Here is a 12,045-nt window from a genome sequence, read left to right as displayed (position 1 = left end):
CGGCGCCGCAAAGCGGGCCGGTAAGGAAGGAGACAGAATGAACATTGAGAAATATTCCGAACGCGTCCGGGGCTTCATCCAGTCCGCCCAGACCATGGCGCTTTCCCGCAACCACCAGCAATTCACGCCCGAACACATCCTGAAAGTCCTGGTCGACGACGATGAGGGCCTGGCCGCCTCGCTGATCGAGCGCGCCGGCGGCAGCGTGCGCGACGTCAAGCTCGGCGTCGAGGCTGCGCTGGAAGCCATGCCGCGCGTCGAGGGCACCAATGGCCAGCTTTACCTGGCGCAGCCGCTCGCCAAGGTGTTTGCCACGGCCGAGGAGCTGGCGAAGAAGGCCGGCGACAGCTTCGTCACGGTCGAGCGCCTGCTGACCGCGCTGGCGGTCGAGAAATCCGCCAAGTCCGCCGAGATCCTGTCCAAGGCCGGCGTCACCGCGCAGGCGCTCAACCAGGTCATCAACGACATACGCAAGGGCCGCACCGCCGATTCGGCGAGCGCCGAGCAGAGCTATGACGCGCTGAAGAAATACGCGCGGGATCTGACCGCTGACGCCCGAAGCGGCCGGCTCGACCCGGTCATCGGCCGCGACGACGAGATCCGCCGCACGATCCAGGTTCTGTCGCGCCGCACCAAGAACAATCCGGTCCTGATCGGCGAGCCCGGCGTCGGCAAGACGGCGATCGCCGAAGGCCTGGCGCTGCGCATCGTCAATGGCGACGTGCCGGAATCGCTGAAGGACAAGAAGCTGATGGCGCTCGACATGGGCGCGCTGATTGCCGGCGCCAAATATCGCGGCGAGTTCGAGGAGCGGCTGAAGGCGGTGCTGTCGGAGGTGACCAGCGCCAGCGGCGAGATCATCCTGTTCATCGACGAGATGCACACGCTGGTCGGCGCCGGCAAGGCCGAGGGCGCGATGGACGCCTCCAACCTGCTCAAGCCGGCGCTGGCGCGCGGCGAACTCCATTGCGTCGGCGCGACCACGCTCGACGAATACCGCAAGCATGTCGAGAAGGACGCCGCACTTGCCCGCCGCTTCCAGCCGGTGTTCGTCGACGAGCCGACTGTCGAGGATACTGTCTCAATCCTGCGCGGCCTCAAGGAGAAGTACGAGCAGCATCACAAGGTGCGGATCTCCGATTCGGCGCTGGTGAGCGCCGCAACGCTCTCCAACCGCTACATCGCCGATCGTTTCCTGCCCGACAAGGCGATCGACCTCGTCGACGAGGCCGCCTCACGGCTGCGTATGCAGGTCGATTCCAAGCCAGAGGCGCTGGACGAGATCGACCGCCGCGTCATGCAGCTCAAGATAGAACGCGAGGCGCTGAAGGTCGAGAAGGACGAGGCATCGAAGGACCGGCTCGCACGCCTGGAAAAAGAGCTTACCGGGCTCGAAGAGGAATCGGCCGAACTGACCGCCAAGTGGCAGGCGGAGAAGCAGAAGCTCGGCCTGGCGGCGGACCTCAAGAAGCAACTCGACGAAGCGCGCAACGAACTCGCCATCGCGCAGCGCTCGGGTGAATTCCAGCGCGCCGGCGAACTGGCTTACGGCAAGATTCCGGAACTCGAGAAGAAGCTGAAGGCGGCCGAAGCGCAGGACGGCAAGGTTGGCATGGTGGAAGAGGTGGTTACGCCGGACCACGTCGCCCATATCGTGTCTCGCTGGACGGGCATTCCGGTCGACAGGATGCTCGAAGGCGAACGCGAGAAGCTCTTGCGCATGGAGGACGAGATCGCGACCCGCGTGATCGGGCAGGGCGAGGCGGTGCAGGCCGTGTCGAAAGCTGTGAGACGGTCTCGCGCGGGTCTGCAGGATCCCAACCGGCCGATCGGCTCGTTCATGTTCCTCGGGCCCACCGGCGTCGGCAAGACCGAACTGACCAAGGCGCTGGCCGCCTTCCTGTTCGACGACGAGAACGCCATGGTGCGCATCGACATGTCGGAGTTCATGGAGAAGCATTCGGTCGCCCGCCTGGTCGGCGCGCCTCCGGGCTATGTCGGCTACGAGGAAGGCGGCACGCTGACCGAGGCGGTGCGGCGCAGGCCCTATCAGGTCGTGCTTTTCGACGAGATCGAGAAGGCGCATCCGGACGTGTTCAACGTGCTCCTGCAGGTGCTCGACGACGGCCGGCTGACCGACGGGCAGGGCCGCACGGTCGACTTCCGCAACACGCTGATCATCATGACTTCCAATCTCGGCGCCGAATATCTGGTGGGGCTGGGCGAGGGCGAGGACGTCGACAAGGTCCGCGACGAAGTGATGACGATGGTGCGGGCGTCGTTCCGTCCGGAGTTTTTGAACCGCGTCGACGAGATCATCCTGTTCCACCGGCTGCGCCGCGAGGACATGGGCAAGATCGTGCAGATCCAGCTCAAGCGGCTCGAAAGGCTGCTTTCCGACCGCAAGATCAGCATCGCGCTCGACCAGGACGCGGTCGACTGGCTGGCCGCCAAGGGCTACGACCCCGCCTACGGCGCACGGCCCCTGAAGCGCGTCATGCAAAAGGAACTGCAGGACCCGCTCGCCGAGCGCATCCTGCTCGGCGAGATCCTCGACGGCTCGACCGTAAAGGTCACCGCCGGCTCCGACCGACTGAACTTCCGCGCCAAGGCCGGGGAACCGGCCGAGACCGAGAAGGCTGCGTAAGGCGCCGACGCCCCACCTCCCTCATCCTGAGCCCCGAGCCTGTCGAGGGGTCGAAGGAGCGGGAGAGGTCGGATTGCGCGACGGGCGCGAAGCGCCGCCGTTGGCAATCCGGGTGAGAGGCGTGCCTATCGCATGTGAGTTTGGTGGGCCGGTAAACCTCAACGCCGTCATCAACTCTGAGCGTGCTGCTCATCGGCATCTGCACCGAGGGAAGCGTGCATTGATCGGCGCCATGTTCGTCATTCCGGGGCCGCGGAGCGGAACCCGGAATCCAGAGCGTCGGCACTTAAGGAACGGGATGCATCCGATGCGATCGGAGCGAGATCGGACGCTGTCGGACAACTGGACGAGGACCAGCGTGCTGGATTCCGGGTTCCGCTTCGCGGCCCCGGAATGACGAAGGACCTGAAATGACGAAGGACCTGAAATGAAGTCGTGAAAGACAATGCCATCGCATCTGCGCTTGCCGGCGCGCCCGCCTCAACGCCGTCATCAACTCTGAGCGTGCTGCTTATCGGCATCTGCACCGAGGGAAGCGTGCATTGACTAGCGCTGTGCTCGTCATTCCGGGGCCGCGGAGCGGAACCCGGAATCCAGAGCATCGGCACTTAAGGAACGAGATGCATCCGATGCGATCGGAGCGAGATTGGACGGTGTCGGACAACTGGACGAGGACCAGCGTGCTGGATTCCGGGTTCCGCTTCGCGGCCCCGGAATGACGAAGAACCTGAAATGAAGTCGTGAAAGACAATGCCATCGCATCTGCGCTTGCCGGCGCGCCCGCCTCAATGCCGTCATCCTCGGGCTTGTCCCGAGGATCTGCTCTGATACGATCAGTCATAACCAACATCCACGCCGCTGGAGGCTTCATCCCTCCAAGCCTGCCAGCCCCGGCAGATCCTCGGGACAAGCCCGAGGATGACGCCGGAGCAGGCTTGGCATCCAGCGAGGTTGGCAATCCGGTTTTGGAGCCATGAAACACGGATGCAAACGGCAGCGGTTTGCGAAACTATCCTTGCTTCGCTCAACGGACGGCTCCCTTTGCGAGCGATCTCAGATTTTATCCCGCAAGAAAGTAAGTAGCCCCTCACCGGCCCTTCGGGCCACTTCTCCCCCATGAACGATGGGGGAGAGGAGCGGGGCTGTCGCGAAGCGCCGCCGTTGGCAATCCGGGTGAGGGGTGAGCGGCGCTTCAGGACTTGGGTTCCTCGCCCAGCGACGCGGTGAGGGGTTGAGCCCATCCGAGAAACGAAAATGCCCCGTCGCATGGCAGAGCTTTTTTTGGCTTTTGACCCCTAAGAGGACTTTCCCTTTGCCGTTACCGCAGAGGCCTCTTTGCCCCGTGCCCAGATATCTTCTTCTAGCGCGGTTGGATCAATGCCTGCGCCGCATCTTTTCCCGCCGCGAGGATGCGATCCGATAGTTCCCTCTCTTCGACGGCGCGAGCTAGTTGAAGCGCGCCGATGAGAGTTGCGTAAACGCCCAGAGCAACTTCTTCGGGGTCCTTGGTCTCCGGCGGAAGAGCCGCCGACATCTGGTGCGCCAGGGTCAGGAACCGCTCCGTATAGAGTTGACGTGCCTCGGCTGGCTGGCGCGCAAGTTCGGGCAATAGCGCGGCCGAAGCACAGCCTTTGTCAGGATTGTCCCTGTGCGCCGCCGACAGGTACGCATCTATCGCAATTTCGGGCCCTCCGGCCGCGAGCAACTCACTCATCTGGGCAGACTGATCCTCCAGCGCCGCCGCAACGCATTCACGCACAAGCTCTGCCTTGGATTGAAAGTGCGGATAGAAAGCCCCGTTCGTCAGCCCAGCCTCGCTCATGATGCCAGCAAGGCCCGTCGCAGCAATGCCGTCGGATCGGAATTGTTTCGTCGCGACGTCCATTATCCGGCTGCGTGACGCATCCTTTCTGCCTTTCTCGTAGCGCATGGGCTCTTTCCTTTTGGCTATTGCATGATGATCATAATGTGATAGTATGATCATAATTCAATTATGGCAAAAACGCTAGTCCTCAAGGACTTGGAGCAATCAAATGAATGCATTTTCAGGAAAGACCGCGATCGTGACCGGCGCCTCCTCGGGCATCGGCCGCGCCAGCGCCGAGGCCTTGGCGCGTGCGGGGTTCAAGGTCTTCGGCACAAGCCGCAAGATGATTAAAGACGTCCCCAAAGGGGGAACGATGCTGGTTTGCGACGTGACGGACGGCGCCTCCGTCGATGCGCTCGTTTCGACGGTGCTCTCGCAGACCGGCCGGATCGACCTCCTGGTCAATAATGCCGGTATCGGCATGCTCGGAGGCGCCGAGGAATCCTCGGTCGCCCAGGTTCAAGCTCTGTTCGACGTCAATCTGTTCGGCGTCATGCGGATGACCAATGCGGTTTTGCCTTTGATGCGAAGGCACGGCGAAGGGCGCATCATCAACATAGGCTCGATCCTGGGATTGGTCCCCGCGCCGTATTCGGCTCACTATTCGGCGGCTAAGCACGCGCTCGAAGGCTATTCTGAATCGCTCGATCACGAGGTTCGTACCTTCAATATTCGTGTCTCGGTCATCGAGCCGGCATATGTCCGCACCGTCTTCGACCAGAACGGGATCGAGCCGGATTCGGTGTTGAAGGAATACGATCGCGCTCGGGCCGGGCTCGACGCGCTCCTTCGCGATGTGATGCCTAAAGCAGACCGGCCGGAAGTGGTGGCGGATGTGGTCGTCAAGGCGGCGACCGATGCCCGTCCGCGACGGCGCTATACCGCCGGCAAGGCTGCGCGGCAGGTCAGCATGCTGCGCCGCTTTGCCCCCTCAGAGATATTCGACAAGAACCTGCGCAAGCAGTTCCGCTTGCCGGTTTGAACGACAAGACGCCTCTCCGTGAGGCGGCTGTACGGCGATTAGCGGGTGTTCCTTGCCGGATCGCCCAACACCCTTTTGGAAAGCACTGCCATGAAGGCATTCGTTGTCGATAAGTATAGCAAGAAGGGCGTTCTGCGATTGGCAGATATGCCGGAGCCGTCTCTCCAAGACAATGACGTCTTGGTCGAGATTCATGCTGCCGGGCTGAATCTGCTTGATTCCAAGATCAGAACCGGAGAGTTCAAGCCCATCCTGCCCTATCGTCCGCCATTCATCCTCGGCCACGACGTGGCCGGGAGGATTGTCCGGGCTGGATCGAAAGTCCGCAAGTTCAAACCCGGTGACGAGATCTATTCGCGGCCGCGCGACGGCCGGATAGGGACGTTCGCCGAATACATCGCTATCAATGAAGCAGACGTTGCGCTGAAGCCGAAAAACCTCAGCATGGAGGAAGCCGCCTCCATTCCTCTAGTCGGACTGACCGCTTGGCAAGTGATGGTCAATAGGGCCAATCTGAAGAAAGGCCAGAAAATCTTCATCCAGGCTGGCTCCGGCGGCGTGGGGACGTTCGCGATCCAGCTTGCCAAGCACCTCGGCTCAACCGTTGCGGCGACGGCGGGCGCGGCGAGCACCGATTTGGTCAAAGGTCTCGGCGCCGATATCGTCATCGACTACAGGAAGGACGACTTCGAGAAAGTCCTGTCAGGATACGACGTCGTCCTCAACAGCCAGGACTCCAAAACGCTGGAAAAATCGCTTCGTGTGCTGAAACCGGGTGGGAAACTGATTTCCATCTCCGGCCCTCCGGACCCGGCGTTCGCCAAGGAAAAGCGACTGAACGTGGTGCTAAGGCTGGTGCTGCGTCTGCTGAGCCGCGGTATTCGGACCAAGGCCAAGCGCGCGGGCGTCAGTTACTCGTTCCTTTTCATGTGGGCGCAGGGCGATGAACTGAGCAAAATTACGTCCCTCATCGAATCCGGAGCGATCCGCCCGGTCATGGATCGGGTCTTTCCGTTTGAAGCTACCAATGAAGCCCTAGCATACGTTGAAACAGGGCGAGCCAAGGGCAAGGTTGTCGTCAAGGTCAGATAGCGAACCCTTCCTTCATTGGACCGCGAGCGGCCTCGTAAATGCATGGTGCAAAGCTGTCCCCTCCCGCCCCCTGTCACCATCTGTCAGCAGTCTTTCTCCGACCTTTATCCCCACCCCTCCGGCTTGCGCGCATAATCCCCTGACCGCCCTCGCGGGAACCCTGACCGGACCGGGGATCAGGGGAGGGCGGCGGCGGGAGGTGGCAATGGACTGGAATGCAGCGATCGAGAAGCACCGCGAGGCGCTGAAGCACATCCTGGCGACGCTCGTCGCCATGGCCGGCCTCGGGGGACAGTTTACTTTCTTTCCGCAGGAAGGCGCGTCGCCGGGAGGTTTGGCGCAGGCGGAAAAAAATAAACTGTCCCCGGCCCTGCCGCGCCATCTCCGCCTCGCCGTGCTGCGGCTCCTGCGTCCGGCGGAATCTGCGGCGCGGCGGCTCATCATCGCGCTAGCGCGCGGGCTTGTCGTGACGCTGCCGCCGCCGCGCAAGGCCCCGCAGGCAGGCAAGACAAGGATCGTTCCGACGATCCTGAGCAACGGTGTCGGAACCGGCATCGCGATGCCTTCCGCCGCCCCCGGCGGCTCCTCATCTGCCCGCGCCATGCCGCGCGCGTTGAGCCTGCCGCTTTTCGATCCGCTGCAGCATCCGTTCCGCCCGCGCCCACCGAAGCAGAACGGCGTGCCACGCATCTCACTTCCCGGCTTCACCGAGCCGTTTCCCGTCGCGGACCGCCGCCCGCCCGCGCCCAACGATGCGGTCGATGCGGGTCGTCTTGGCCGGAGGCTTGAGGCGCTCGGCCGGGCGCTCGACGACCTGCCGCGCCAGGCCCTGCGCTTCGCTCGCTGGCGGGTTCGCCGCGACGCCGTGGGCGCGCGAGACAGGGGCCGCGAAGCCGCAGGCGCGCAAAACAAACCCCGCGACGCAGACCGGATTCGCCGCCTTTGGCCGCTGCGGATGGGACGCCCGCCCGGCTCTCGTCGGCGGCCTTCCCACGAGGTCCACGATGTTTTGACTGCCGCTCATGGGTTGGCTTTTTGGGCGCTGGAGCACCCCGACACATCATGACGCGCGTCCCTGCGCTTACCGGGTATTAATCAATAGCCAGGCCGGTGAAACTCCGGAGCGTGGCAACAACCCTTCATGTGTGCGAAAGACAGGGACCATGACACTCGATGAATACAACACCTTCTGCGGCTCGCTTCCTTTCGCAACCCATGTCGTCCAGTGGGGCGGCGCGCATGTCTGGAAGGTCGGCGGCAAGGTGTTCGCCATCGCCGGCTGGAGCGGCGGAGAAGAACTGGCGGTCACCTTCAAATGCTCCGAGTTCGCCTACGAAATACTGAGGGAGCAGCCGGGCTGCCGTCCGGCGCCCTATCTCGCTTCACGCGGCATGAAATGGATCCAGCGCCGCACCGGCGAAAGCATGGATGACGAAGCGCTGAAGGACTATGTCCGCGAAAGCCACGGCCTGATCTTCCGCGCGCTGCCCAAGCGCGTGCGAAGCGAGCTTGGCGCGGCGGCATGACGGAATATGCATATTTGCTGAAGTACAGGACTAGACCGCCATTGCGCGGCCATTTTCATGCCCGGTTCATATTGGAACTTCTAGGCTGAAACGGCATTGGCCGGCTGGACGCCTGCATGACGCGGCGCTGAAACGGAGATTTGGGGATAGATGCTCGGCAAGGTTTTCATGCTTTCGGCGCTGGTGGCCGGCTTGTCCGCGTCGGGGGCGCTGGCCTCGCAATCGGCCGGCGCTGCGCGCGAGGCCAATCAGGCCGCCGGCAGCCAGTCTGAAGGCATTCTGCTGGCGCAGGCCGGCGACGTGGAAATCTTCTACGACGGCAATGGCAACAGGGTCATTATCGATGCCTATACCGGCGAGATCATCGCCGTGCAGCCGCCGCGGCGTGTCCGCCCGATGAACCGGCCGGCGCTGCGCCGTGCGTTGCGCGCGCAGGAACTGGACCGGGAAGAGCGCTACTATCTCGACGACCCCGAGGACATGGAGCGGCTGCGCAGGCGCAAGCTTGGCGACTATCGCCTCCTGCCGCCACCCGTCGATGAATACGACTATCCCGACGCCGCCCGCGAACCGTCCATCGACGAATTCCCGCCGGCGCCGCGGCGGCGCACATTGCCGGAACTCAGGGAGCAGCCGCCGCGCGTCGTCGATCGCGAACCGGTCGAACGCGAGCCGCTCGACGAACCTGCCGGTCCTTCGGCGCCCGGCGAGACCATCGTCGTCGATCCGGTGGCGCCGCCACCGATGAACTTCACCGCGCGCGAAGATGTCGCCGGTATCCAGGTGCTGATGGACCGGACCGGCGCTTCGCCGGGCGTCATCGACGGCAAGTTCGGCTCGAATGTCGACAAGGCCTTCGACGCCTACCGTGAGACTACCGGAACCAGCCTGCGGTCGACCGATTCGGCGGGCATCAAGGCGGCGCTGGCTGCCACCGGCGGCGACCCGTTCACCACCTACACGATCACCGCCGCGGATGCCGCAGGGCCGTTCGTCGCCTCCGTACCGGCCGATTACAGCAAGAAGGCGCAGCTCGAAAATCTGAGCTACACCTCCGTTTTGGAGATGCTGGCGGAAAAATTCCATATGGACGAGGGCTACCTGAAGGCGCTCAATCCCGAGGCTAATTTCTCGCGGCCGGGCACCATCATCCGCGTCGCCAATGTCGGTGCTCCGGTCACAAAGAAGGTTCAGCGGATCGTTGCCGACAAGGGGCGCAAGCAGGTGCGCGCCTATGACGAGGAAGGCGAACTGGTCGCCGCTTATCCCGCCACGATCGGCTCGACCGAAACGCCGTCGCCGACCGGCACGCACGCCGTGTCGCGGGTCGCCTTCAATCCCAACTACACCTACAATCCGAAGGTGAACTTCAAGCAGGGCCAGAACGACAAGATCCTGACCATTCCGCCCGGCCCCAACGGCCCCGTCGGCTCGATCTGGATCGCGCTGGACAAGCCGACCTACGGCATTCACGGCACGCCGGATCCATCCAAGATCGGCAAGACCGAGAGCCATGGCTGCGTGCGCCTGACCAATTGGGACGCGCAGGAGCTGGCCAAGCTGGTCAGCGTCGGCGTTATGGTCGAGTTCGTCGAGTAATACCGCGCGGTTCCCGAACTTCATGGGCGCATCGGCACTTTCAACCTGACGGGATTGCTGCGGTTGCCCTTTGCGCTATTTTCGGCGCATGCGATCGCCTTGCGAAGCACATGAGGGCGCTGTCCCACAGACGATGGCACCGCCCGACGATGGCACGTTCTGCCCGCGGGAGCGCCGCCGCTACGTGCTGGTCGCCGCGATTCTCGCTTCCTCCCTCGGCTTCATCGACGGGTCGGTTGTGGCCATCGCCATTCCGGCGATGCGCAGCGATCTCGGCGCGAGCCTCATCGAAGCGCAATGGATTTCCAACGCCTATGCTCTGACGCTGTCGGCGCTGATCCTCGCCGGCGGGGCGGCGGGCGACAAGTTCGGCCTGCGCCGCACCCTGATCGTCGGCATTGCGCTGTTCATCGGCGCTTCGATGGTCTGCGCGATTGCTCCTGACGCACTGTTCCTGATCGTCGCGCGCGCCGTGCAAGGGGTGGGCGCGGCCATCATGGTGCCCGGCAGCCTTGCGATCATCGCAAAAGCCTATCCGAAGAAGGAGCGCGGGCGCGCAATCGGCATATGGGCCGCCGCGTCGGCGCTTACCACTGCGTTGGGGCCGGTGATCGGCGGCGTGCTGCTATCGTCATTCGAAGACAGCGTCTGGCGCTGGATATTCGCCGTGAACCTGCCGCTCGGCGGGTTGGCGATCTATTTCTTGGCGGCGAAGGTGCCGGCCGATGCGCCCGGAGCAACGCGCACCCTCGATCTTGGAGGCGCGGCGCTCGCCACCGTCTCGCTCGGCGCGCTTGCCTACGGCTTCACCGTTTTCGGCACGGCGAGCCTGCCGCATTCCACCGCCTGGGTCGCTGCCGGCTTCGTGGTCATGGCGGCGTTCCTTGTCTGGGAACGGAGGCAGAACGAGCCGATGGTCGATCTCGGCCTGTTCGCCAGCCGATCGTTTTCGGGCGCAAACGTCTCGACATTCTTCCTCTATTTCGCGCTTTCGGCGATCCTGTTCTATCTGCCGATGCTGCTGATCGCGGGATGGCGCCAGAGCGAGGCCGCGACCGGCTTCATTTTCCTGCCGCTTTCGCTGGCGATCGCGCTTCTTTCGGGGCCGGTCGGAAGGGCCTCGGACAGCATCGGGCCGCGCTTGCCGGTCGTCGCCGGCAGCCTGGTCGTGGCCGCCGCCTTTGCAGGCCTTGCGCTTCTCACTGGTGGAGGCGTCCACAGCTTCTGGTTCGGTATTTTCCCGCTTATGGCTCTGATGGGCCTCGGCATGGCGCTTGTCGTCTCGCCGCTGTCGACGGCGATCATGACAGCCGTCGAGGATAGCGAAACCGGGTCGGCGTCTGGCATCAACAATGCGGTAGCCCGGATGGCCGGGCTGTTTGCCGTCGCGGCGATGGGCGGCGTTGCAGCGCTCCGCTACGCATCCTTGCTGGGCCAGGGCGCCGGCGCCGTTCCAAGCTTTGGCGAGGAACCGGTGAGCGCGCTTCCGGCCGACGCCGAAAGCATCCGGCTCGCGGCAAGCGATGCGGCCTTTGCCGCCGTCGCCTGGGTCACCGCCGCGCTCTGCGTTGTCTCGGCCCTGACCGCCTGGATGACCGCGCCCGGAAGCGGTCGCACCGAAAGCGCCGACGACGCAGCAAATCCAGCTTCGGCGGAGTGATTGTCGCCACAAGGCCGGCCGGATCAGCCCTCGGCCTTGGCGCTCGCCACTTTGAGCGGATCGCCCTCTTCCTTGAGCAGGTCGTCGATGCGCTTGCGTTCCTTCTCGAAGGTCGTGAGATCGTCGCCCTTCAAAATGCGCCCGACCGGCAGCCTGACCCGCATCGGATCGACCTTGCGGCCGTTGACCATCAGTTCGTAATGCAGGTGATTGCCCGTCACCAGGCCGGTCGACCCGACATAGCCGATGACCTGGCCCTGCCGGACTTTCGCGCCGGGCTTGATGCCTTTGGCCACCGCGCTCTGGTGGTTGTAGGAGGTCTCATAGCCGTTGGCGTGGCGGATGATGGTCTGGCGGCCATAGCCGCCGGCCCATCCCGCCTTTTCGACGGTGCCGTTGCCCGACGCGATGATCGGCGTGCCGCGCGGCGCCGCCCAGTCCACGCCGGTATGCATCTTGGAATAGCCGAGAACCGGATGGCGACGGCCGCCGAAGCCCGAGGTGAAGCGTCCGTTGGGTACGGGATTGCGCAGCAGGAACTGCTTGGCGCTGCGGCCGTCCTGGTCGAAATAGTCGACGCTGCCGTCGGACGTCTTGAAGCGGTAGAAGTTGCGCGTGTTGCCGCCGAAAGTGGCCGCCACGTAGAGAAGCTCGGAATCCTCCGACATCAAA

The 12,045-nt window shown here is 63.8% G+C and carries 9 protein-coding genes (1 of these 9 only partly in view); 7 read left to right on the top strand and 2 right to left on the bottom strand.

The window, feature by feature from the left end:
• Nucleotides 1-37: 37 nt before the first annotated feature.
• On the top strand, nucleotides 38-2,647 hold the full coding sequence (clpB, locus tag G6N73_RS10270) for an ATP-dependent chaperone ClpB (RefSeq protein WP_165027128.1): 2,610 nt from the start codon (nucleotides 38-40) through the stop codon (nucleotides 2,645-2,647).
• 1,360 nt (nucleotides 2,648-4,007) lie between these two features.
• On the opposite strand, the gene G6N73_RS10265 is transcribed toward clpB, so the two are convergent.
• Nucleotides 4,008-4,577, bottom strand: a complete 570-nt coding sequence (locus tag G6N73_RS10265; protein WP_165027125.1) for a TetR/AcrR family transcriptional regulator — start codon at nucleotides 4,575-4,577, stop codon at nucleotides 4,008-4,010.
• A gap of 103 nt (nucleotides 4,578-4,680) precedes the next feature.
• Between G6N73_RS10265 and G6N73_RS10260 the strand changes: the two genes are divergently transcribed.
• The 6 genes from G6N73_RS10260 (at nucleotide 4,681) to G6N73_RS10235 (ending at nucleotide 11,373) form a co-directional block, all read left to right on the top strand.
• Nucleotides 4,681-5,496: an oxidoreductase gene (locus tag G6N73_RS10260; protein WP_165027119.1), complete on the top strand. Its 816-nt coding sequence runs from the start codon at nucleotides 4,681-4,683 to the stop codon at nucleotides 5,494-5,496.
• Nucleotides 5,497-5,586: 90 nt separating this feature from the next.
• Nucleotides 5,587-6,588: an NADP-dependent oxidoreductase gene (locus tag G6N73_RS10255; protein WP_165027116.1), complete on the top strand. Its 1,002-nt coding sequence runs from the start codon at nucleotides 5,587-5,589 to the stop codon at nucleotides 6,586-6,588.
• 205 nt (nucleotides 6,589-6,793) lie between these two features.
• Complete coding sequence (locus G6N73_RS10250; RefSeq protein ID WP_165027114.1) at nucleotides 6,794-7,654, top strand: hypothetical protein; 861 nt, start codon at nucleotides 6,794-6,796, stop codon at nucleotides 7,652-7,654.
• Between the two features lie 97 nt (nucleotides 7,655-7,751).
• Nucleotides 7,752-8,114, top strand: a complete 363-nt coding sequence (locus G6N73_RS10245; RefSeq protein ID WP_165027111.1) for an MmcQ/YjbR family DNA-binding protein — start codon at nucleotides 7,752-7,754, stop codon at nucleotides 8,112-8,114.
• Between the two features lie 150 nt (nucleotides 8,115-8,264).
• Entirely contained in the window at nucleotides 8,265-9,713 is a 1,449-nt protein-coding gene (locus tag G6N73_RS10240) for a L,D-transpeptidase (RefSeq protein WP_165027108.1), read from the top strand.
• Between the two features lie 88 nt (nucleotides 9,714-9,801).
• Nucleotides 9,802-11,373, top strand: a complete 1,572-nt coding sequence (locus G6N73_RS10235) for an MFS transporter (protein WP_165027086.1) — start codon at nucleotides 9,802-9,804, stop codon at nucleotides 11,371-11,373.
• 23 nt (nucleotides 11,374-11,396) lie between these two features.
• Here G6N73_RS10235 and G6N73_RS10230 read toward each other — a convergent pair whose 3' ends face one another.
• On the bottom strand, nucleotides 11,397-12,045 hold the 3' end of the coding sequence (locus G6N73_RS10230) for a M23 family metallopeptidase (RefSeq protein WP_165027083.1). 1,307 nt of this gene lie beyond the right edge of the window; 649 of the gene's 1,956 nt are visible here — the last part of the coding sequence; its start codon lies off the right edge, out of view; the stop codon is at nucleotides 11,397-11,399.

The organism is Allomesorhizobium camelthorni, from assembly GCF_011045125.1.
Classification (GTDB): Bacteria; Pseudomonadota; Alphaproteobacteria; order Rhizobiales; family Rhizobiaceae; genus Allomesorhizobium; species Allomesorhizobium camelthorni.
This window is presented reverse-complemented; position numbering and strand designations above follow the sequence as displayed.